Source organism: Halorubrum sp. SS7 (assembly GCF_005435055.1).
GTDB lineage: Archaea > Halobacteriota > Halobacteria > Halobacteriales > Haloferacaceae > Halorubrum > Halorubrum salinarum.
Genome location: NZ_SGXV01000642.1, coordinates 1 through 232 on the forward strand (window position 1 = coordinate 1; position 232 = coordinate 232).

At 63.4% G+C, this 232-nt stretch carries 1 pseudogene; it reads left to right on the forward strand.

Annotated features, from left to right (window positions below):
- Positions 1–101 (forward strand): annotated as a pseudogene (locus EXE44_RS19455) (diadenylate cyclase); the annotation flags it as partial.
- Positions 102–232: the final 131 nt, after the last annotated feature.

Below are 232 nucleotides of genomic sequence, written 5' to 3' on the forward strand. Positions count from 1 at the left end.
ACACCAACTCGACTTCGATCGTGCTCTCCGAGTCCGACGGGCTCGTCCGCGCGTTCAAGGCGGGCGAACTCGTCTTGGAGATCGATCCGGAGGAGTACTGACCCATGTCCGCGGCCCAGATCACCGTCCCCGAGTTCCTCGCAAACGTCCCGTACCGGATCTGGCTGGCGCTCGGCGTCCTCCTGTTGGGACTCGTGTTAGCGTACCTCACTGGGGTGATCAACCGCCGACT